This is a genomic window from Aquimarina sp. 433 (assembly GCF_054054605.1).
The window spans coordinates 117,372-139,496 of sequence record NZ_JBSWZK010000007.1; the positions used below are offsets into that span (position 1 = coordinate 117,372).

General features: G+C 32.3%; 16 protein-coding genes and 1 tRNA gene. 4 read left to right on the forward strand and 13 right to left on the reverse strand.

Annotated elements, in window-relative coordinates; all coding sequences use genetic code 11:
- Positions 1-84: 84 nt before the first annotated feature.
- The 13 genes from ACWNT5_RS15285 to ACWNT5_RS15345 form a co-directional block, all read right to left on the reverse strand.
- Positions 85-966 (reverse strand): SDR family oxidoreductase, encoded by an 882-nt coding sequence (locus tag ACWNT5_RS15285; protein ID WP_299607004.1) that lies wholly within the window; start codon positions 964-966, stop codon positions 85-87.
- A 273-nt stretch (positions 967-1,239) separates the two neighbouring features.
- On the reverse strand, positions 1,240-2,520 hold the full coding sequence (locus ACWNT5_RS15290) for a phenylacetate--CoA ligase family protein (RefSeq protein ID WP_299607005.1): 1,281 nt from the start codon (positions 2,518-2,520) through the stop codon (positions 1,240-1,242).
- Between the two features lie 50 nt (positions 2,521-2,570).
- Complete coding sequence (locus tag ACWNT5_RS15295) at positions 2,571-3,620, reverse strand: sugar-transfer associated ATP-grasp domain-containing protein (RefSeq protein ID WP_299607007.1); 1,050 nt, start codon at positions 3,618-3,620, stop codon at positions 2,571-2,573.
- A gap of 237 nt (positions 3,621-3,857) precedes the next feature.
- Positions 3,858-5,993: a methylmalonyl-CoA mutase gene (gene scpA, locus ACWNT5_RS15300; RefSeq protein ID WP_299607008.1), complete on the reverse strand. Its 2,136-nt coding sequence runs from the start codon at positions 5,991-5,993 to the stop codon at positions 3,858-3,860.
- Positions 5,994-6,259: 266 nt separating this feature from the next.
- Positions 6,260-6,880, reverse strand: a complete 621-nt coding sequence (locus tag ACWNT5_RS15305; RefSeq protein ID WP_299607009.1) for a hypothetical protein — start codon at positions 6,878-6,880, stop codon at positions 6,260-6,262.
- A 93-nt stretch (positions 6,881-6,973) separates the two neighbouring features.
- Positions 6,974-8,341: a methylmalonyl-CoA mutase subunit beta gene (locus ACWNT5_RS15310; protein WP_456517825.1), complete on the reverse strand. Its 1,368-nt coding sequence runs from the start codon at positions 8,339-8,341 to the stop codon at positions 6,974-6,976.
- The gene (locus ACWNT5_RS15315; protein WP_425545881.1) at positions 8,334-8,693 is read right to left on the reverse strand and encodes an FtsB family cell division protein; all 360 of its coding nucleotides are present in this window, start codon (positions 8,691-8,693) and stop codon (positions 8,334-8,336) included. The genes ACWNT5_RS15310 and ACWNT5_RS15315 overlap by 8 nt, the downstream gene beginning before the upstream one ends.
- Positions 8,694-8,732: 39 nt before the next feature.
- Positions 8,733-9,341, reverse strand: coding sequence for a uridine kinase (gene udk / locus ACWNT5_RS15320; protein ID WP_299607013.1), 609 nt, complete (start codon positions 9,339-9,341; stop codon positions 8,733-8,735).
- Positions 9,342-9,438: 97 nt separating this feature from the next.
- Positions 9,439-10,524 carry an anhydro-N-acetylmuramic acid kinase gene (locus tag ACWNT5_RS15325; RefSeq protein WP_456517826.1) on the reverse strand — a complete coding sequence of 362 codons (1,086 nt, stop codon included), beginning with the start codon at positions 10,522-10,524 and terminating at the stop codon, positions 9,439-9,441.
- Between the two features lie 105 nt (positions 10,525-10,629).
- Positions 10,630-11,382: a hypothetical protein gene (locus tag ACWNT5_RS15330; RefSeq protein ID WP_456517827.1), complete on the reverse strand. Its 753-nt coding sequence runs from the start codon at positions 11,380-11,382 to the stop codon at positions 10,630-10,632.
- A gap of 140 nt (positions 11,383-11,522) precedes the next feature.
- A complete protein-coding gene (locus tag ACWNT5_RS15335; RefSeq protein WP_456517828.1) occupies positions 11,523-11,981 on the reverse strand; it encodes a c-type cytochrome in 459 nt (152 codons plus the stop codon).
- Positions 11,982-11,999: 18 nt separating this feature from the next.
- Positions 12,000-13,118, reverse strand: a complete 1,119-nt coding sequence (locus tag ACWNT5_RS15340; protein ID WP_456517829.1) for a PQQ-dependent sugar dehydrogenase — start codon at positions 13,116-13,118, stop codon at positions 12,000-12,002.
- A gap of 45 nt (positions 13,119-13,163) precedes the next feature.
- On the reverse strand, positions 13,164-15,443 hold the full coding sequence (locus tag ACWNT5_RS15345) for a TonB-dependent receptor domain-containing protein (RefSeq protein WP_456517830.1): 2,280 nt from the start codon (positions 15,441-15,443) through the stop codon (positions 13,164-13,166).
- Between the two features lie 195 nt (positions 15,444-15,638).
- On the opposite strand from ACWNT5_RS15345, the gene ACWNT5_RS15350 reads away from it, so the two are divergent.
- From ACWNT5_RS15350 to ACWNT5_RS15365, 4 genes are all read left to right on the forward strand, one after another.
- Complete coding sequence (locus ACWNT5_RS15350) at positions 15,639-16,166, forward strand: hypothetical protein (protein WP_456517831.1); 528 nt, start codon at positions 15,639-15,641, stop codon at positions 16,164-16,166.
- 71 nt (positions 16,167-16,237) lie between these two features.
- Positions 16,238-16,312, forward strand: a tRNA-Pro gene (locus tag ACWNT5_RS15355).
- 706 nt (positions 16,313-17,018) lie between these two features.
- Positions 17,019-17,828, forward strand: a complete 810-nt coding sequence (locus tag ACWNT5_RS15360; RefSeq protein WP_456517832.1) for a glycosyltransferase — start codon at positions 17,019-17,021, stop codon at positions 17,826-17,828.
- A gap of 150 nt (positions 17,829-17,978) precedes the next feature.
- The gene (locus tag ACWNT5_RS15365; RefSeq protein WP_456517833.1) at positions 17,979-21,947 is read left to right on the forward strand and encodes a DUF6923 family protein; all 3,969 of its coding nucleotides are present in this window, start codon (positions 17,979-17,981) and stop codon (positions 21,945-21,947) included.
- The last annotated feature ends 178 nt before the right edge of the window (positions 21,948-22,125 follow it).

A 22,125-nucleotide genomic window follows, 5' to 3' on the forward strand; every position in this document is an offset into this window, starting at 1 on the left:
GTTACCCTCTTTTGTAAATAAAAAAACTGGATATCATTTTCATGGTATCCAGTTTATATCAGATTTTAAAATCGTTGCTGCAGTTTATTTGTTCTTTTTAGCACGAATTGCTGCTTCTAGCATATCCCACATTTGTTCAGGAACTTGATCTAATAAGTTAAATTGACCCGCACCTTTCAACCATTCACCACCATCTAACGTGATTACTTCACCATTTACATAAGCCGAGAAATCAGAAACTAAATAGGCAGCTAAGTTTGCTAATTCTTGATGTTCTCCTAGACGCTGTAAAGGTACCTTTTTTGATAAATCAAATTTATCTTTCATGTCACCTGGTAATAATCGGTCCCAAGCACCTTTGGTTGGGAAGGGGCCTGGTGCAATAGCATTAAATCTCATTCCGTATTTTGCCCATTCTACTGCCAGAGATCTTGTCATAGCAAGAACTCCAGCTTTGGCGGTTGCACTTGGTACAACATATGCAGATCCTGTCCAAGCATACGTAGTAACAATGTTCAGTACATTAGTATTCTCATATTTTGTGTCAATCCAGTGTTTACCAAAGGCAAGCGTACAGTTTTTAGTTCCTTTTAAAACAATATCTATGATAGTGTCAAAAGCATTAGCTGAAAGACGCTCTGTAGGAGAGATGAAGTTTCCGGCAGCATTGTTTAAAAGAATGTCTACGGTTCCAAAAGCTTCAATAACCTGATTTTTCATGTTTTCTACTTGATCATAATGTCTTACATCACATTGTAGTGGTAGACAAGTTCCACCCGTCTCTGCTTCGAGCTCTTTTGCTGTTCCTTGTAATTTTTCTAAATTACGTGATGTGATAGCAACTTTAGCTCCTAGTTCCATAAAATATTTGGTCATAGATTTTCCAAGTCCACTACCACCACCGGTAACAACAATATTTTTTCCTTCTAGCGCTCCATCTCGAAGCATTTTATCAGTATAGCTCATATATCTTTGAATTATTATATCAGAATTTTGCTGAAAGTTACAATTTATATTTAAAGTATTATGCACGCATAATACTTTAAATATACAAACATCCTAATTTAAATACAGTTTAAACAAATATATCATAAATAAAGGAGCAAACCTTTGATAGATCTTAAATACTTTTATTGTAAAATTTGGTTGCTATCATTGAAGCTGTACTATTTAAAAATAGGGGAGTATTTATATCAAAATACTAACTACTCTTTTTTTTACACTTTGGTATTAGTGTTATTACATCATTTGGTTTACCATTACTCTTCTTTTTCCAGAGGCTAGCAGAGGAATCTCAGAGACATATTCCACTTTTATAACAGCATCGTTACCTAAATAGTTTTTGAAATCAGCTATAAGTTCATTTTCTCTTTCAAAGTTTTGTAGTGCATTTAGCTTTAGTATATAATGTTTTTGGTTTGTTTGAATTAATTGGCATTGAGCTAGCTGTAAATATTTGTTTACGATGAGCACGATATTAAATGTGATGATTTCACCATTTGTATTGGTAATTGCGTCAATTTTTCTTCCAGTTATTTGAGTAAGCACTTTTTTGTTATCAATCTCTTCTATCATTCCTAAGTCTCCAGTGTCATAACGAATCATTGGATTGTATTTATTAAAAAGATCTGTAATTACAATTCTTCCAAGTGCTCCATTTTGTTGTTGTTCGTCATTTTCTAGGTTTAGTATTTCTATGTAATAACTAGCTTCGTTAATAACAAAATAATCTTTATCCTTCGGCTGTTGTGCAATAATGCCGTTTTCTATATTAGAATATCTGGAAATAGGAGTTATACCGAAATATTTGCGTGTAGATTCCTTTGTGTATTCGTTAAGTTTTTCTGATATAGCAATAATAGATTTTACAGCATTAGAACGAAAGTTTGGATTTGTGCTATCCAAATGTTTGCATATTTTTTCAAAAGCAGATACATATCCCAACAAGCATATATTACCTTTTCCTTTTTGTATATTTTTTAAAAGATTTTCTATAAAAGGAGGTGTAAGATCAAAAACATCTATAGGTACAACGTTTTGAGCAAAGTTGATAAAGGATTTTTTCTTTTCGAAAGCATTCCATAATCTAAAAAAGAATAATTTGTCTCCAATATTATATCCAGCTTTCTCCCAAAAGTATAGATTATCAGAAGTGTTACGGATGATTTTTGATATGTCCTGGTGAACAGTAAATGGAGTTCCGGTAGAACCACTTGTAGAAACAGTTCTCTTTTTCTCATTTTGAAAAGATTCGGATTGGAATGCTTTGAAATTCTCTCTAAAGATATTTTTGTTTATTACAGGAAATGCAGTGATCAGTGGTTTTGTGTTTTTGTAATAGGGTACAGTACCGATAGCATGTTGCAGAATAGCGTCTAAATATTCTTTTTTTCTTTTAGTGGATGTTGTAGAATTAACGTTTTCTAGTAAAGATTGTATATCCTGAAAATTTGACTTTTTTTTACTTCCAGTTAGTGTGTCAATGGTCCAGAATAAAATGTTACGTAGGTTGTTTAACATAATAATATTGGCAGTTAGAATGGGGTAGGAGATTTTTTAAGAAAATAATATTAAGCTTCTTCTAAAATTTCTTTAAATATTGGATTTTTTAGATATCCTCCATAGATAATGTCTGGTGTAATCAAAGAATTATTGTCATTTCCTTCTACTAATATTGGTCCTTTTTTTCCTATGGCAATATCCCAACCAATGATACGATCAGGGATGAGTGTAATTGCTGTTAATACTAACTCCTTCGATTCTTCAAAATAGGGGATTTGAAAATCATTAAATATGATATTGGAGTCAGGATGTTTTATTAACTGCTTTCCTCCATGTTTCATCAGTTGATGGCTTTTTCCTTTTAGTTTACCTTCTTTTAGATCTACCGAAACACATATTCCGCCTGCACTGCTGTTATCTATGAAACTACCTCCGCTTCCAAATCTCATAAAAGCAGATAGGATGTGCTTTTCTCCATTTTTGTCAATATAAGTTGTGAAACGAATAGTATTTATACTATGCTGATATATCATATTGATTTTTGGATGTTGTACGATTATTTTTTGGTGAACGAAATCATCATTAACTATTTCCTTATAGTATTTTGTTACCTGATTGTGGAGGTTGTTTCTATTTATAAGAAAGCATCCTTTTCCTCCCATTCCTGTGGTAGATTTAAGAAATAATCCGTTGATTTCATTTAGGTTGAATTGAGACTCGAAAAATTGAAGTAGTTTTTCTTCAGAATCAATTTTAGTTGGTTTTGAATTAAGGTAAAATTGATTCTTATGATTATAGCTCACTAACTGAGGAACAGGGAAATTGTTCTCTTCCATAAATAGGGCAAATGAAAGCTTGTTTCTTAAGAGTTTAGAAAATTGAATCCGATGAAGCTTTTTGGATAATGTTATTTTATCAACTTCCTTGCTACTTAAATAGTCTTTATAGTTTGAAACATCTTTTCGATATAAGAATTTTCCAAAATAGAAATAAGGTATTTCTTTCTTAACAATCCAGAAATGTAGTGACTCTTTTAGGATGCGGGAAATACTTTTCCTGTTTTCGTCATTAATAATAACAGATACTCTTCTTATGAAAAGGTTAAGTTTCTTTTTCATCTTATCAATAAAATGGGGAATAATTCGATAAACTTTGTTTATAGAACGAACTTTGAACTATTTTATTTAATAAATAAATAATTATTTTTAAAATAGTTTTTAACCCTATTTTACTTCGTAAAACTTCATATTAATATGGCATAGTATACCATATTTTTAATTTTCAAAACCACATCGTGGTTCTTTTAAAATTAAGTTATTAATTGTAGTAGTTTGTATTTGATTTTTCAAATAAAATTACTCGAAAGTAGAAATTAGTATATCGAGAATGGTAATTGCTGCATCACTAATTTTGGTTCCTGGTCCAAAGATAGCAACAGCTCCTTCTTGAAATAAGAAATCATAGTCATCTGGCGGAATTACTCCTCCAACTATTACCATTATATCTTCTCGTCCATGGTTTTTCAATTCATCAATAATTTGTGGAACTAATGTTTTATGTCCACCTGCTAAAGAAGAAACCCCAACAATATGCACATCATTTTCCACAGCTTGTTTAGCAGCTTCAGCTGGAGTTTGGAATAAGGGTCCTATGTCTACATCAAAACCAACATCTGCATAACTGGTTGCTACCACTTTAGCACCACGATCATGGCCATCTTGCCCCATTTTTGCAATCATAATTCTGGGTCTTCTTCCTTCTAATTCAGAGAATTGATTAGCAAGTTGTCTTGCTTTATTAAAAGACTCATCATTTTTTATTTCCTTAGCATACACTCCTGTAAACGATTTTATTTCGGCTTTATATCTTCCAAATTTTTTTTCTAATGCGTCACTAATTTCTCCCAAAGTGGCTCTCAGTCTAGCTGCATTTACAGCTAAAGCTAATAAATTTTCGTTGTCATCTTTGGCAGCAAGCGCTAGTTGATGTAGTGCTTCTTGTACAGCGTTTTCGTTTCTTGATTCTTTTACCTTGTTTAGACCTTCTATTTGCTGGTTTCTTACAGCATTATTGTCAACTTTCAGTGTAGCAATATGTTCTTCTTCTTCCAGTTGGTATTTGTTTACTCCAACAATTACATCTTGCTGACTATCTATTTTAGCTTGTTTGCGCGCCGCAGCTTCTTCGATACGCATTTTAGGAATTCCTGCTTCTATGGCTTTAGTCATTCCTCCAAGTTCTTCTACTTCTTCAATAAGTTTCCAAGCTTTTTCTGCAATCTCATTGGTCAAAGATTCTACGTAATAACTTCCCGCCCATGGATCTACAGTTCTGTTTATTTGCGTTTCTTTTTGTAGATATATTTGTGTATTTCTTGCAATTCTAGCCGAGAAATCTGTAGGTAATGCTATAGCTTCATCTAATGCATTTGTATGAAGGCTTTGTGTTCCACCAAAAGCAGCGGCACTAGCTTCTATACAGGTTCTGGCAACGTTATTAAAAGGATCTTGTGCTGTAAGGCTCCAACCACTTGTTTGACAGTGAGTTCTTAACATTAAAGATTTTGGATTTTGTGGGTTAAATTGTTTAATTAACTTAGCCCAAAGCATGCGAGCTGCACGCATTTTTGCAATTTCCATGAAATGGTTCATTCCGATTGCCCAAAAGAAGGACAGTCTAGGAGCAAAAGAGTCTACATCTAATCCAGCTTCAATTCCTTTCCGAACGTATTCCAATCCATCTGCTAGGGTATAGGCAAGTTCAATATCACATGTAGCTCCTGCTTCTTGCATATGGTAACCAGAAATACTTATTGGATTAAATTTAGGCATGTTTTTAGAGCAATATTTAAAAATATCACTTATGATTCTCATCGATGGTGTAGGTGGATATATATAGGTGTTTCGAACCATAAACTCCTTCAAAATATCATTTTGAATAGTTCCTGATAATAACTTTTGATCGACCCCTTGTTCTTCTGCGGCAACAATATAGAAAGCCATAATAGGAAGTACGGCACCATTCATAGTCATGGACACAGACATTTTATCCAATGGGATTTGATCAAAAAGCACTTTCATGTCTTCTACTGTATCAATGGCTACTCCTGCCATTCCAACATCACCAAACACTCTTTCATGATCACTGTCATAACCACGATGTGTAGCTAAATCAAAAGCAACAGATAATCCTTTTTGTCCTGCTGCTAGGTTTCTTCTATAAAACGCATTACTTTCTTCAGCGGTAGAAAATCCAGCATACTGGCGTATCGTCCATGGTCTTCTAACATACATAGTAGAATATGGACCGCGTAAATATGGAGGAATTCCTGCTGCAAAGTCGAGATGGGATAGTTCTTCAATATCTTCTTTGTGATACGTAGGTTTTATTGAAATCCCCTCGGCAGTAGTGAAAGAGGGATTGCTAATATGAGAATTCTGTTGAGAAGGTTCTTTATTTATAGTAATGTTTTGAATATTCTTCCTTGCCATTTTAAAATTTCATTTTTTCAACATATTCATCAAAATGTATTTCCAAAAGAGTGATTGATTTAACCATTCGTATGGCTCGCCAGTAAAGTAACACATCCAATTGTATTACATAAAATAGAAATTGACAAAATACATTTGAGAAAATATACTTTTCTATTTATTAAAGAATAACCATTAATAAAAATGTAAAATTACGGTTTTATTAATGATCTATTTTGAAAAATGCGAAATTAATTGATGGTTTATAAAGAAATTTATCAAAAAAATTAACCGAATGCTTTTTCTATTACCATGAGTATGGAATAGTAAATATCAAAAGCAATGAATTTCTTTATTTCATCGGCTTTGAACCGGTCATCTGGGATATAATAAATTCGTTGTGCAATAAGTGAAGTACTTACATTTCCATCTTGCTCTAGGGTGCTTATGATGTTTTGAAAGTCATCGCTATTACTATTATTTTTTAGACATTGGATCAATCCTCCTCTATAATTAAAGATTAAAATTTCTTCTTCTCCTTGATTTGTAGTTGTGCTTGGAGATGTTTTTTTTGTAGCTTCCTGATTTTCGTATTCGCTTAGTTTTACCCAGATAGAATTAGGGTCACTCGATTTCTTTTTAAATGTACGCGCTAATTGTATTGAGTTGTTAGACGGTAGTTTTCTAAGATCTAATGAAAGACTAGCTACTTCTGCTAAAAATGTTCGATACGTTTTGATGGAATCATTACCGAAGTTGTAATGTTCGAACAAATCCTTTTCAAAAGAATTAAAGGCTTTGCTGTACAAACCACTGGAATCAACAGTTAAACAATTGATACTGCTTTGAGCGTGACTTATAACCGTAAAAAATAAAAATGCTATTATAGCGATTCTAGATCTAATCATTTGGGGCATCGATTAAGATTTAGTTTTGTTAATTGTTTACTGCTTAACTGTTAATATACACGAAAGTTAACAATAAATTCTCAATTATTAGCGTTATATTAGGTTTTTCTCAATTTTTTCACACAATCTCCTGCTAATAATGGGGTTTATTAATGTTTTTCTTACGTTTTTTTCTTTAAACACTTCTTTTTGTAAAGGGGGCATGATTTCATCTGGATTTTTAAATGTATTTGCTCCAGTCAAAACAATTTCCTCTTTATCAAAAAGCTCCTGTTCTTTATCTGCACTTTCTTTTATTTTCTTCTGAATAGTTCCAGCTTTTAATTGAATCAAATAGCCTCCGCCTTCTTCGATATTCTTAAACAAAGCAAGTGCTTTTTCGGCTAATTGATTTGTTAAACTTTCGATATAATAAGAACCTGATGAAGGATTATTTACAATATCAAAATAACTTTCGCTTTTCAAAATCAATAATTGATTTAGTGCAATTCTTGTACCAAAATCATTTTCTAAATTATAGATTTCATCATATCTTACATTGTGTATAACATCCGCTCCACCTAAAACAGCGCTCATGCATTCTGTTGTAGTACGAAGCATATTAACATTATAATCTAAAATCGTTTTATTTCTGTGTGAAGGATGTGCGAATATATAACATTTTTTTAACATATTATATTCTCCTGCTAAAGAATCCCATAAAACTCGTAATGCCCGTATTTTCGCTATTTCGAAAAAGTAATTTCCACCTACAGCTACTTTAAAAATAACAGGTGTATTGTTAAAAGGGTTAAGGCTTTTATCTTGAAAATAATTTAAGTACTCATTTACATGTGCTAATCCATAAGCTAACTGTTGAATCATTGTAGCTCCAGCATTTTGAAAAGTACTTAAATCAACGCTGATACAACTTTTTAATGAAGCTCCTTTTTCTAAAACCTTTTCTAATACATCATGATCTTCTTTTAGGTTTGTATACCAGTTCCCCGTTTTACTTAGGTTTCCAATAATATCCGTAAGAACAAAAATATCAAGTGCCGATTCGCTGACAATTGCATTTAACCTTTCAATATATGTGCTGGATAAAAAGGCAGTTTCAATATAAATCCCTATATCAGATTTAATATTGGCTAATAATATATTAGGATCTATTTTTTCTGAAAGAATAACAAAATAGATTGTTTCCGCACCTTTCTTTATAGCTTCAAGAGCACTGGTATTTCCATCGGTAGCATCTTGAACCTCAATTTTTAGAGAATTTTTCCAAGTGGATGGATTTAAATTATCGATTGAAATGTGACTGATATCTTCTTCATTGTAGAAAGGTTTAACATCAATTCCTTCATATGATTTATAAATCAGTGCCTCATTATAGTCTGCTCCTTTAAGATCGAACTGAATTTTCTGTTTCCATTCTTTTGCAGAAACTTGATCAAATTGTTCAAACAAAGTTTTAGTCATCTTTCTTTTTTTTAGGGATACTGTCTTCATATTCAATAATATAAATTTCTTCATTGTCTTTCTTCATGAAGTACTCTTCTCTTGCGAATTTTTCAAGTTCGGTACTATCTTTCAGAATTTTTATATCCTTTTGATCTTTGACAATTTCCTTTTTGTAATATTCTTTATTTTCTTTTAATTCTTTGATTTCTTGGTCTAATTCGCGATGGATTAACCATGAATTGGTATCCAAAAACAATATCCAAATCACAAATACCAAAACAATCAACACATATTTATTAAAAAATATGGCAAATACAGGTATTAATGCAGGAGTGTTCCTAAGCTTTTCGAAATATTGCTTTAGCTTCAATTTGGATTAAATCATTAATTGGTTATAAAGGTACAAAAGTTAATTCAAGCGTTCTTTTACTATTGTTCTCACAATATCTATAGCAACGTTGTTGTAATTATTATTTGGGATAATTAGATCCGCAAATTCTTTAGTTGGGTCAATAAACTGTTGATGCATAGGTTTTAAGGTGTTTTGATATCTGTCTAGAACTTCTTCCATATCACGACCTCTTTCTGCAATATCTCTTTTTAAACGTCTTATCAATCGTTCATCACTATCAGTTTGAACATATATTTTGATATCGAACATCTCGCGAATTTTAGGATTGGTAAGAATTAAAATCCCTTCTACGATGATTACTTTGCTTGGTTTTGTAAGAACCGTGTCTTTAGTTCTATTATGTTCTACAAAGGAATATACGGGTTGTTCTATCGTTTCTCCTTTTCTTAAAGCTGTAAGATGTTCTCCTAATAAATCGAAGTCTATAGATTGCGGATGATCAAAGTTTATTTTAGTTCTTTCTTCGTATCTAAGGTGACTAGTATCCTTATAATAAGAATCTTGAGAGATTACACAAACTTCATTTTCAGGTAGTTCGTTGACAATTTGTTTTACCACGGTTGTTTTTCCACAACCAGTTCCTCCTGCAATACCAATAATTAACATTCCCAATATTTTTTTGCAAATTTAGAAATAGTTATTGAGTTATTATACGTTTAACTTGTAGAGTTTTTTTGGATTTATCCGAAACCTGAATTTCGTTTTATGACGGATTGTAAATTACTCCAGAAGATGAATTTGTTTTTGCGCCTGTTACCGAACTTAAGCAATTCGCCTCATTTCGTTCTCGTAATACTCCCATAAATGCAAAAATTAAGGCTTCTTTAAAATCAATAATAGCTTCGGTAGGAGTAATTACTTTACAAAAGCTATGAGTTTTGTTTTCTAAAGTTTCTATTAAAAAATCATTTTTAGCACCTCCACCCGTGATCAGAAGTGTTGAACCTTGTTTATTGGTTTGTTTGACAGCATTGGCAATTTGTTCGGCTATATGGTGTATCGATGTATGTAGTAAATTTTCGGTGGTGTCCTGAGTGTTTTTAATAATGGGAAGCATTTTTTCTTGAAACCATTCAAAACCAAGGGATTTAGGATACGACTTTTTGTAATAATCTAATTCGTTTAGTGATTTTAGTAATTCTTCGTTTAAAGATCCGTTTCTGGATAGATTTCCTTTATCATCATAATCCAGCTGAATGGTTCCGCAAATATGATTTAATAACATATTCGCTGGAGAAATATCATATGCGATTCTTTTCTGGTGTAATTCAAAAGAAATATTGGCAATTCCTCCAAGATTTAAACAGAAATCATATTCATGAAATAATAATAAATCTCCGATTGGTACTAAAGGAGCTCCTTGGCCACCGAGTGCTACGTCATTTGTCCTGAAATCACAAATTACTTTTTGCTCACTAGCATTGGCAATATGTTGCCCAGAACCAATTTGATAAGTAATACCAATTTCTGGCTGATGAAAAACCGTGTGTCCATGACTAGCAATAAAATCTGGATCTAGGTTATAACGCTCTGTAAATGTCTTTACCTGTTTACCTAACCATGCACCGTATTCATTATGAAAAGCCAAAAGTTCAACAGGATTTAAGTAGATAGAATTCTTGAGTTTTTGTTTGAGTTCCGGAGAATAGGAAACATCAGATGTTTTTTCTATAGAAAAAGACCATCCTTTTGTGTTTTTTGTAAAGTGACAATAAGCAATATCTAATCCATCTAAGGATGTGCCAGACATGAGTCCAATTACTTTATATGTAAGAAAATTTGTAGACATTTGCGACTGCAAAATAGAACATTTTGATTAATATTTTAACCGATATATGGGATTTACATAAGCCAAAATTTCCGAAAGTGTTTAATTTGTTTATGATGGACTCTTTTAGTTGTATTTGTTGATATATTGAAGATCCAATTTTTCTGGATTGATTTCTACGATAGCTTTTTTGTAATAGAAATCGATAATTTCATTTTCCAGATATCGTTTAATTTGATCTACAGTCTTCTTTTTGTAAACAGAGAATACATATCCGGCTTGCGCTTTTTTAAACTCGGTAATTAATTCATCTGGATTTTCAACAACATTAATTCCTTTATAAGTATCGAACTTTTTTTTCATCCATCTATGACTCGCTAATCTAATCAAACTTTTCTGTCGTTCACTGCTTAAAAATTCTATTTCTTTTATATTGGTGGAGTCTGTTTTTTTTATGCGATCTACTGCGGTTTTTGCTTTTATGAATTGTCTTTCGAGTTTGAAATCAATTTTTTTCATATCTCTTTTTAGTTTCTCCACTACATCATAAAGTGCCCCGTTATACATAATAACAAACGCTTCATAATCGTACAGGGCATCTAGAAATACAATCGCCTTTCTTTTATAAACTCTAGGAAAAGCCTGGCTTTTAGCGTCCTTAAAAAGCTTGTTAATTCCAGTTTGTATTTCTTCGGGTATGCCAGAAAACTTAGGTCCGTTTTTAATAGTTCGAAGTTGTTCGGTTATCTGTAGCCGTGTTCCCTTAAAAACTTGAGACTTGTACTTAAATCTATATCGATTAGGAGAAAGATCTTCTATATCTTGATTGTAAGCACTAATGCTTATAAAAAGTAGTACAAAAAATAAAGAAGATTTCATCTATTCGTATTTTATCATTCTTTACCCATAAAAACTTAGAAGTAAGTTTTTATAATATACAAAGATAGTAACGTAAACTTTAGGAGTATTGTTATCCTTGGTTTTTGAAAAATGGAAATTCAGAAATAAACAGTGTTCATTTATCGTTTAACAGATTTTACTTCTTCTACAGTAACCATTTTGCTTTGTTTGTTTCCCCAGCTATTCATAATATAGTTCATAACATCCGCAATTTCTTCATCTTCCAAACCTAATGAAGTCATAGCGCTATTGTATGTTTCCCCATTCACAGTTATAGGCCCGTTTAGACCATATTTTATAGAATGAATACTTTGTTCTCTTTTGTTTGTTAACCAATCCGAACCAGCTAATGGTGGAAAAACTTTTGGAGTACCTTTTCCATCTGGTAAGTGACATTGCATACAAAAATCAGTATATATTTCTTCTCCTCGTTCGATACTCTTCGAAAGATCCGTTTCCTGAGTATCCGGAATTACAGTATATTTTACAGTATTATTATGCTGTTTTGCTAGTAACGAAATACAACAAATGAGCGAAACTATTTCTAAAATTATGATTTGTTTGATTCGTTTTTTCATGTAAAAAAATATAAGATATTACTTAGGAACTATTTTTATAATTCCTTTATTCTCAACTGCTACATAAATGTATCCGTCGGGACCTTGACGTACATTACGAACACGACCTATACCATCAAGTAATTTTTTTCTGCCAATTACTTTGTTTTTGTCTAGCTCTACCAGTTCTAAATATTGAAATTTAAGAGATCCTACTAATAGATCATTTTTCCAATCGGGATATATGTCACTAGTTACAAAGTCCATTCCACTTGGTGCGATAGAAGGAACCCAATAGTATACAGGTTGTTCCATACCTTCTTTACTCGTAATATCTGTTATAGAAGTTCCGCTATAATTAATTCCATAGGTAATTACTGGCCATCCATAATTTAAACCTTTTTCTATGATGTTAATTTCATCACCTCCTCTTGGGCCATGTTCATGAACCCAAATTTTTCCAGTAGTAGGATGAATTGCCATTCCTTGTGGATTTCTGTGTCCAAAGGAAAATATAGCCTTTTTTGATGTTTGGTCGTTTACAAAAGGGTTATCATTTGGGATGCCTCCATTATCTTGTAATCGATATATTTTTCCACCATCTCTAGTAATATCTTGGGGATTCTCGTCTCTATTACCACGATCTCCAATACTAAAATATACATATCCATCATCGTCAAATTCTATTCTGGATCCAAAATGGTGACCACGAGTGGTATTAGGAGCACCTTTATATAAAGTTTCTATAGACGTTAGTTGATCATTTTGCAGTTTTGCTCTTATTAACGCTGTGTTTCCACCTTTTTCAGAACCTTCTTTAGAAGAATATGTAATATATAACCAACCATTTTTGCTATACTGTGGGTGGGTTTCTATGTCTAATAATCCACCTTGATTTCTATTATATACTTCGGGAACATTGCCAATAGTTTTTTTAATGCCTTCTTTATAATGAATCAGTTCTCCTTTTTTTTCGGTTATAAGCATACTATTATCAGGAAGCCAGACCATGCCCCAAGGAATTTCTAAATCAGGAACTATAATCTCAGTCGCATAATTATTGGGGTCAGGATCAATTGTAATATCATTTTTCTTTTCTTGAGCACAAGAGAGAAGAGTGGATAGAATAACGGTTTTAAGTATTAAAAAGTTTCTCATTATAATGTCTTGTGTTTTCGATAGAAAAGTACAAATATTTTTTATTTATAATCTATATTTTATGTTAATGCCACCATACATATTAAAAGGTAAACCCGGATAAAAATATCTAGGAGCATTACCACCAAATCCGCGGGCATTAACTTGTAATTGTGCTGTGTAAATATTATCCAAGATATTATTAGCTCCTAAAAAAATATCATAAAAAATGTGTGATCCAATCTGATTTTTATATCCTATTTTACCATTAAGTAATTCATAGCTATCACTATAAACGGTATTAGCATCATTAGCAGGTATCTGTCCAACTTGTTGGAAATTAAGATTACCATAGATGCCTTTTTTTGTGATATAATCTAATCCAATATTCAATATATGCGAAGGTACTCCTGTTAGATCATTCCCAGAGAAATCATTATCAAGATCTATGAATTCATCAAACTGGAAATCATTGATAGTACCATTAAAGTAAAGAAGCAACTGCTTTTGTTTGGTTTGGTATAGTTGATAATTTATTGATCCTTCTATACCATTATGCGTTGTTTTACCTGCATTAATAGCAAAGAAATTATCTTCTTCTGTTCTGCGAGAAACTAATAAGTCTCTTACTCGTAATGAATAGATTGAAAAAGTACCATATAATTTATTGTCAAATAATTGGTATCGAGTTCCTATTTCATAATTCCAGCCTATCTCAGGTTTTACATTTGAATTAAATTCTCCATCGGGCAGTAAGGTTTCTGCGCTTGTAGGTGTAGAAAAACCGTGTGCAATATTACCAAAAATGATAACGCTATTATTTAGCTCATAATTAGCACCTATTTTCGGAGATAAAATAGGATCGAAATCAAAATCTCCAGAGCTATCCTCATTGTTTGTAAACAAGTCTTCAACTTCAAAAAACGTTTGATTCAAATGAACCCCTAAATTAAAGGTCAGTTTGGGAGTGAACTCCAAATTAGATTCTAGGAAAAGATTATAATAATTTCTTTTTTCATCTAGATCAGAGAGTTGCTCGCCTAATACACTTCCGGTTCCAATCGGGAAGTCTTCAAATAGGTTTTCAAAGGTTTTACTATTGTAATTGTCAAAGAATAGTTCACCTCCAATAGTCCAGTTCAAATTTTTCCTAATGATTTTTGAATCACCAACAATACGAGTTCGTATCCCAAATGTATTCGATTTTTCTTTTAAAATATTAAAAGGTCTTGGTTCGAAATTATTTCTAAAAGAAGAAAATACACTGGTATGATGTGAAAGAGAAGTATGATAGTCATGCGTCCAGTTAATACCTAAGATTCCATAAGCAACATCTTCGAAAGCCTGCGATCTTCCCCAAGTAAAAGCTGCTTGTCTAGGATTAGTTCGGAATGTTTCCTCATCTAAAGAACTTGGAATTCCAGCTTTTAAATCTATATAACTTGCAATGAGAGAAAGATGATTCTTTTTTCCAGCTTCTAATGAAGAGGTAACAGTAAGTGTATTTCTATGATACGTATTGTTTTCACGATAACCATCGGATCTATTGTTGCTATAAATAACATTCAAGTTGGATACCTTTCCACCAACTTTTACAGTGGCAACGTTTCTTTGTAAACCATAACTGCCAATAGTACTAGAAATGGAGGATTCTAGTAGAGTACTTAATGAAAAATCTGGATGCAGTAAGATGGTACCTCCTAAGCCAACACCATAACTACTGGATGAAGGACCTTTACGTATATCAATTCTTGAAATTGCTCCCAATTCCAAATCTTCAATTGCTGATTCTCCATTACCATCCGTTAATGGGATGTCGCCAAAATACGTTCTAATATTAGCAGTACCGAAAAGATTTCTAGCGCCAATACCTCTTATTGTTATTCTATTAGTATTTAACGTTCCGTATTGCATAAATACACCAGGAACTTTATTAAGAATAGGATGTAGTTCAAGATTATTACCTCTATTAATTTGTTGTTGATTTATTATACTAATGGCTTCTGTTGCATTTTTTTGTTGTAATGGAATTGATAAACTATTTATAAATACCTCCTGTAATTTGTTGACTTTTGGAGATAAGGAAATAACAATAGTCCCATTTTCAGAAAGAGTTACCTGTTTGGAGTCATATCCAGGATGAGAAAATTCTAAGGTTCCATTACTAAGTATATCAAATTTTCCTTTTTCATTAGAAAAGTGTTGTTTTCCAGTTTTAAGATCTAGTATCGTTACATTATTAATAGGTGTCAACGATGTTTCATCTCTAATGATACCAGAGATATTAAATTGAGAATGTAAAAAGTTAATGCAGCAAAAGAAGAGAAGAACAAGTGTTTTTTTCAAAGGATCAATTTTTGATCAAATATCGGAAACAAATTATGGAGGAGTTCTTAAAAATAACTTATAATTGTAGCGGGATGAAAAATGGAAAAATTATTAAAATATTTATTGGATGCTTAAAAAAACAATTTTCCTGTTACTAATAGGTATGAGCAGTCTTTCGTTTCTCAACGAATTAAGATTGATAAAAAGAAGTTAGTGTTTCTAAAAAATGAAACTAAGGTAGCGGTAAAACTTACGTTTCCGGAGGATCTTATTATTTATAGTCGTCATCCTGAGAAGGAATTCATAGAAAACATGAAGAAAAAGTATGGAAAAAAAGATCCTACTAACGGTGAGAAATGGTTTCAAACATATCAAACGGCCAAAAAAGAAACTTGGAGAGATGCTTTTATAGTAGGATTGAATGAGAGATTAAAAACCTATAGTGATTTGGAATTTGTAACGACTGATCAAGAAACGAATTATACGTTGATCATAGAAGCGGATTGGATATATACGGGTTATGGAGGATCTGCTAGTGTGGGAAGAGAAGAAGGTAAATTAGAAACTACATTAAGGTTTGTGAAGACTTCAGAATCGGATTCTGAAGTGTATGCTACTCAGGCGCCAAAGGTTATAGGTAATTATGCTTATGGAGAATTTGGTGATATAGAAAGAATAAGAGAGTGTTATAATAAACTAGGATATCTTTTATCTTTGCAATTAAAAAGAATTCTGAAATAAAATCTCAAAAAATAGTAGGTTTTAATAAAAGAGTTTATTTATATTTGCACCCGCAAAAAGGATAACCTTATCGGGGTGTAGCGTAGCCCGGTTATCGCGCCGCGTTTGGGACGCGGAGGTCGCAGGTTCGAATCCTGCCACCCCGACAAAATCCAATCACTAGTACAGTGATTGGATTTTTTTATGCTACCGTATAATATAATTATTTCTAATTCAAAATTAAGAAGCTAATTAGCTTGAAAACTTTCTATTTTACTTCTAATAAATAAGTTAGCTGTTTTTTGTTACTATAATGCGTTTTCAAATGCGAATGTGTTAAAGGACATCTTTTATAAAATTTAAAGTTTTTCGAATAATATAAATGATCATTTTTGGAATATTTAATTCCATGAAAAACGCTTTTTTGGGTTAAAATGACCAAAAAGTGGATTTTTCCCTCAATTGTTCGATAATAAAAAAGGGTTTTTTCCCCTAAATTTTGTTAAAACAGTAAAATTATTACTAGTAAATTTCATTTAACTTGTAGTATAATACTTCTTTTTTTGTGTTAAAGAGAGTTAAAAAATGTATTAAAAGCATAAAAACCGGATAAAATGCACATTTTTTTAACAGAACGTAATTTAATTGCGGTTTTTCCGTATTCAACTAATTCGTGTTTGAAGTACTTTTACAATGTGCTGGTAATCAGATATCAATACTGGCAGAAAAGTAATTTAATCTTCAGGAAGCCCCAGAAGAAAGTATGAACTAAATAGAGAACATTTATATCAATTTTAAACAACAACGGTTCTCTTTTACTTTATAAGTTTTTATTAGTAAAATCACTTATGGAGTTTTAAAATCTAAAATACGATGATTAAAACTGGAATTATTATCCCTGCTTATAATGAGTATTATAGGCTAGAAAAAGAGAAATTTTGCAACTTTTTAAAAAACAATGAAAATTATTACTTATGTTTTGTAAATGATGGAAGCACCGACAACACTTCATATATGCTTCATCAACTTAAAGAAACGAACAAAGAGAAAATCTATGTAATTGATTTAGAACAAAATCAAGGAAAAGCTACCGCAGTACAAACAGGAGCTAATTTTCTTAATTCTCTTCCTTTCATTGATAATATAGCATTCTTAGATGCTGATTTATCTACTTCTCTGGAAGAACTCGATAATCTAACGAAAAAACTAAACAGTCAACAAAACTTAACCATGGTTTTTGGATCCAGAAAAGGAGGTGATTCTGATGGAATTAAAAGAAGTATGGTTAGAAGTTTATTATCTACTTTCGTGGGTTTTTTCATACAGTTTATTCTGCAATTACCTATTAAAGATACGCAGTGTGGTGCCAAAGTTTTCAAGAAAGAGATTATAGGAAATATCTACAACAAGAAATTTATTAGTAAGTGGTTGTTTGATATAGAAATCTTTTTAAGATTAAAGAAACAAGTTGGTGTAAAAGATTTGATGAACACTATTAGTGAGGAACCGCTAGATAATTGGGTAGAAGTTGAAGGATCCAAAATAACTTTTAGAGATTCGATCCTTATCCCGCTTAATTTATTATTTATATGGGCTAATTACTTCAGCTTCAAGAAAAGAAAGAAAACTACTATTGCAGAATCAGTATATATAACACAAAATCAGATGTCTATGGCTAAATAACTACTTTATTTCCTTATAAAATATAGGGTTCGTTTATAGCCCTTATAGAAACTACTTAAAACAAAATAACCAAACAAATTCAAGCATCTACACTCCTTATCTTATGATTAATAAGCATGAGGAGTTTAGAGCATATCAATCCCCGATTCGATGAAAAAAATAGTACTATTCATACTCTCATGTGTTTTGATGAATTTTGCCTATGGTCAACAACCTTTTGATTGTAATGAGGCGAAATTTTATCAAGTAATTTCAGGATCTCTTAGATCCTATGATCCAGTAACAGGAACCTATTCTGATCCTTTACATACTACACCCAGTTATAATGCTGGAGGATATAATGTTGTAGATGATTTTTTATATGCCATACGAAGTAGCGACCGACATTTATTAAGAATTGGAATGGATCAGGTTGTAGATCTAGGTGCAGTAGCTCCTAATGGAGGAGTAGAATTTGGTGGAGGCTACGCGGCAGATGTGGATGATCAAGGTAATCTTTGGGTATTTCAGAATAATCTGGGTCGACAGAGTTTCCATAAAATTATTAATCTTCACACCTATGACGGTTCTAGCGCACCTACTTTTGAGATCGTAGTAGCTAATCAAGCATCTCCTAATACATGTGCAGATATTGTATTCATTAATGGGAATCTATATGGTGGAAGTAAAGGAGATGTCTATAAATGGGATTTATCTTCTTCGACTCCAGTATTTAGTTCTAAAGATGTTACTGATTTACCAAATGATACATTTGGAGCTTGCTATACGGATACAAGCAACAGACTATATGTGTCTAGTAATAAAGGTGGGTTACATTTAGTAAATGATTACGAAGGAGCTTCTCCATATGCAACATTGCTTAATAATACAGAAGTAACCAATCAAAATGATGGATTTAAATGTGCAGCTGGTGTTTCTCCGATCGATGCCGATGGAGATGAGGTATTGGATCCTTTTGACAAAGATACTGACGGAGACGGTATTCCTGATGTAGTAGAAGGAGGAGGAATTGATCCTTACGGAGATGACGATGGAGATAATATTTTTAATTATTTGGATTCAGACTTCGGAAACACTTGTAATGGAGGTGTTTCGGTAGCATTTGATATTGATAGGGATGGGATCCCAAATGTATTGGATTTGGATAGTGATAACGACGGTATTTTTGATATCGTAGAAGCTGGTTTGGGAAGTTATGATACCAATGGTGATGGTTTGTTTAATAATCAAGATGCAGGATTTCAAGACTCTGATTTGGACGGGATTGCAGATATCGTAGATGTAGATCAAACAGGTGTAGTTTTTTATCCAGATGATGCTGATGGAGATCTAATCTATGATCCATACGATATTGATTCTGATCAAGATGGAATTATTGATCTTGTTGAAGGTCAGAACAGTCAAAACTTTATAGGTTTATCAGGATTAGATCAGGATAGAGATGGAATGGATGATGCTTTTGATCCTGATCAAGGAGGTACTCCACAAGGGTATCAAAATACGGATAATACCGATACACCAGACTTTTTAGATACTGATTCTAATAATGACGGGATTTCAGATACTGTAGATGCCTATGATACTAATAGTGATGGTATCGCAGATACAGTTTTAGCTAATAATGATACTGATCAAGATGGATTAGATGATAATTTTGATATCACCGATACTGTTTTTGATTCTTCTAATGGATCACAAAACCCAACGAGCTATCCTATTGCAAGCATCGGAGAAAGATATCAATATAAGGGCACATATGATGTATTTGGAGTGCCAGATTATTTAGTAGCTGATATCAATGTTGATGCAGATATTTTGACCAAAATTGATAATGCATTACCAGAGGCAAATTCAGTTCCTAGTAGAAATCCAAATTATATCTATGGAGGATATGATACAGATATTATTGTACAACAATCAACCAATGTAGCAATAACCTTTATAAGTGAAAATACTGATAATACCAATGTTTTAGGTTATTATACATATGATATTAATGCTCCATTGACCAAAGCACCTTCTCCAGAAGATATTACGGTGATCATTCCTAATGCATCAGCTTCTGGAAGTGGTGGTGGATTAGAGATGGGAAATACTGTTGATTTAGGAACTTTCTCCGCCAATACAGGTATTGGATGGGTGTTGTTAACAGATGCATGGAATACCAATGCGCTAAATGAAGGATTATGGCAATTGTATTCTCAATCAGAATTTAATCCAGAGTGTGATGAATCATTACAACCACATAATGTACTACTAAAAGATACATCTAAAGAAGTAATTATTTTAGGTTTTGAAGATATAAGAAGAGATTATTCTGAAACAGATAATGATTTTAACGACTTACTGTTTTGTATTACAACGGGTCAATATTCATCTATTAAAACGAATAACATTCCAGAGTTAGAAGAAGAAGGAGAAGTGTCTTCTGGTAATGATGGTGGTCTGGAAAGTAATGGAGATTTAGCTAGTTTAATAGCTAAAAGAAACTTTACCAGATCAAAAACAAATGAAGTTTACAATAAAAAGGAATTACAGAAAAAATTTAAGAAAGGACGTTCTTATAAAACAGCTAAAAATGGTACGGATTTAAGTAAATATTTCCCAGAAACAGGAGTAACTGGAGTGGAAAGTTCTTATGTATCTACACCAGATGATTTAATAGGAATTACAAATGCTTCTTCTGTCTTTTCTATCGATTATTATTTAGAAGATAGCAGAGTAGGTGTAGGATTAGCAACATCTACAGAAGGATCTGTATATGATCACTCTAAAACTATTTGTGATCGATTAAATGGTTCTACTTTAGAAGATATTAGAACAATCAATGTTCGAAATTTCGAATTGGTAAATACTAAAATACGTAGAGCTTCTGGAGAATTAGAACAGGCACTACATTTTTCAGTTCGCTTGGATGAATATCAGAATGAGCTTTATAGTCTATGGAATATTGATCAATATCCAGAAGGAGACTTTTTAAATTTCCAGATTTGGGGAGGCTCAATTCCTCAGGTTGTTAATATTGCTAATTCTATACTGGATAAACTTCAAGTAGAAAAAGGACTGGGAAAAACCTTTATCCCAGCTAGTATTCCTGAAGTATTTGTTCAAAAAGGATTTTATAAAGATGGAAAATTAGTATTGGATATCATCAATAAGAATCAGGCATCTACATTCGATTTAAGAGGAAATAAAAGAGTAACAGAATTATCGAATGAGGAGTTAATGACAACTTCTGTTTCCTTGTCAGGAGCATATGAGGAGCGTATTACTATCGAAACGGGACATTTGTTTGATATAGGATTCTCAATAATGGTTAATGACAAAACAGATGCTCTGTATCTTGCTGATGGTCCATGGGGATTAGATTATAATATCGATGGTGCTAACATCAATGAATTTAATATTAAAACAGCTAACAATAATTCAGACAATACTGAAGATTATAATGTAGAAAGAGCTATATCCGTTAGTGGAGAGGTAAAAGAGACCATGAATATTTTTAGAAATATTTTGGGTGGAGACCGTACACTAGATGTTACATCGTATGATGCATTGCAATTCGATATGAGTACTAACAATGATATTGAATTAGTTTTAGTAACCAAAGACCTTGTTGATTGGAATGATAGGATGCGATATACAATTAAGTCTGATTCTGGAAGCGGAGTGCAAACGATTACTTTCTCTCAGTTTGTAAATGGCCAAGGTGTTGGTGCTGAGATAACAGATGTAAGAAGCATTGTGTTTTCTGTACAGGGAAATTATAAGGATTTCGAATCATTTAATATCAATATTAGTGATGTAGTATTTACCAATGCAGAAGTACTGGGTGTAGAAGATCATGAGATAGAAGAAGAAGTAGCAAATGGTGTTATGAACTACCCGAATCCATTCCGTATTTCGACATCGATTAGAGTACCTGAAACCTTAACAGGTAATGTTAAAATATCCGTGATAGATGTATTGGGGAAGATAGTGCAAGAAGAACGGGAAATTCCGGTGAACGCAGCCAAAACAATCACCTTTAGACCTAAAAATTTAAGTCCTGGAGTATATAGATATATTATTCTAGGAGACCAATCAACCAGATATGTTGGTAGTTTTATAATATACTGATAAAATAAGCATCGTGTTTTTATTCACAAGATTACCTGTTCTAAGAATTGATAAGCTTAGGATAGGTAATCTTTTTTTTATTAAGTTTTATCGGTTATTATTTTTGTATTGGTTTGTTTTAAGGGTTTTGTAAGGCTATTGATTTTGGTTATTTTTGAATCCAAACATAATACAAATC

Excerpts from the sequence above, each read along its gene's own strand:
- ACWNT5_RS15325 (WP_456517826.1), bottom strand. The coding sequence starts at position 10,524 with ATGTCTACAAATTTTCTTACATATAAAGTAATTGGACTCATGTCTGGC.
- ACWNT5_RS15335 (WP_456517828.1), bottom strand. The coding sequence starts at position 11,981 with ATGAAAAAACGAATCAAACAAATCATAATTTTAGAAATAGTTTCGCTC.
- ACWNT5_RS15295 (WP_299607007.1), bottom strand. The coding sequence starts at position 3,620 with ATGAAAAAGAAACTTAACCTTTTCATAAGAAGAGTATCTGTTATTATT.
- ACWNT5_RS15310 (WP_456517825.1), bottom strand. The coding sequence starts at position 8,341 with ATGACTAAAACTTTGTTTGAACAATTTGATCAAGTTTCTGCAAAAGAA.
- ACWNT5_RS15330 (WP_456517827.1), bottom strand. The coding sequence starts at position 11,382 with ATGAAATCTTCTTTATTTTTTGTACTACTTTTTATAAGCATTAGTGCT.
- scpA (WP_299607008.1), bottom strand. The coding sequence starts at position 5,993 with ATGGCAAGGAAGAATATTCAAAACATTACTATAAATAAAGAACCTTCT.
- ACWNT5_RS15285 (WP_299607004.1), bottom strand. The coding sequence starts at position 966 with ATGAGCTATACTGATAAAATGCTTCGAGATGGAGCGCTAGAAGGAAAA.
- ACWNT5_RS15290 (WP_299607005.1), bottom strand. The coding sequence starts at position 2,520 with ATGTTAAACAACCTACGTAACATTTTATTCTGGACCATTGACACACTA.
- ACWNT5_RS15340 (WP_456517829.1), bottom strand. The coding sequence starts at position 13,118 with ATGAGAAACTTTTTAATACTTAAAACCGTTATTCTATCCACTCTTCTC.
- ACWNT5_RS15365 (WP_456517833.1), top strand. The coding sequence starts at position 17,979 with ATGAAAAAAATAGTACTATTCATACTCTCATGTGTTTTGATGAATTTT.
- ACWNT5_RS15360 (WP_456517832.1), top strand. The coding sequence starts at position 17,019 with ATGATTAAAACTGGAATTATTATCCCTGCTTATAATGAGTATTATAGG.
- ACWNT5_RS15305 (WP_299607009.1), bottom strand. The coding sequence starts at position 6,880 with ATGATTAGATCTAGAATCGCTATAATAGCATTTTTATTTTTTACGGTT.
- udk (WP_299607013.1), bottom strand. The coding sequence starts at position 9,341 with ATGTTAATTATTGGTATTGCAGGAGGAACTGGTTGTGGAAAAACAACC.